Below are 833 nucleotides of genomic sequence, written 5' to 3'. Positions count from 1 at the left end.
ACGGTGCCATTGCCGTTGACCGCAGCGCCGCCGCCCAGCGCGCTGGCCACCGAGCTGCTGACGCCATGGAGCTGGCCGCCGTTGACGGCGTGCAGGCTGCCGGCCGCGACCGTGCCATTGGCGACGCCGCGCAACTGCCGGGCGCCGGCCGTGCCGGTCAGGTCGACCTGCGTGCCAGCCTTGTCGCTGGCCACGGTGATGGCCTTGGTCGTAGCATCCTGCTTGACCAGGCCGACCGTACCGCTATTGATATTGTTGGTAAGGTTCGTGACCGAGCCTTCGACGTTGGTCACCCGGCCATCGACGTTGGTCACGCGATTGTCCACGGTGGTCACGCGACCATCGAGATTAGTGATGGCGCTGCCCACGTTGTTGACGGTCGTCCCGCCAACCGTATAGGTCGGTGCCGACACGGTGCCATTGCCGTTGACCGCAGCGCCGCCGCCCAGCGCGGTAGCCACCGAGCTGCTGACGCCATGGAGCTGGCCGCCGTTGACGGCGTGCAGGCTGTCTGCCGCGACCGTGCCGTTGGCCACGCCGCGCAACTGGCGAGCACCGGCGGTGCCGGTCAGGTCGACCTGTGTGCCGGCCTTGTCGCTTGCGACGGTGATGACCTTGGTGGTGGCGTCCTGTCGGACCAGGCCGACGGCGCCGTTGTTGATGTTGTTGGTGATGTCGCCCTCGACGGTGGTCACGCGACCATCGAGATTAGTGATGGCGCTGCCCACGTTGTTGACGGTCGTCCCGCCAACCGTGTAGGTCGGTGCCGACACGGTGCCATTGCCGTTGACCGCAGCGCCGCCGCCCAGCGCGCTGGCCACCGAGCTGCTGAC

The 833-nt window shown here is 68.1% G+C and carries 1 pseudogene; it reads right to left on the bottom strand.

The features are described from left to right. Window positions 1-833: pseudogene (locus tag AC1DP9_RS27725) on the bottom strand (beta strand repeat-containing protein); the annotation flags it as partial.

This window comes from Cupriavidus sp. 01L43, assembly GCF_056399925.1.
The sequence above is the reverse complement of the archived record's forward strand: the minus strand, read 5'-3'. Positions and strand labels throughout refer to the sequence as shown.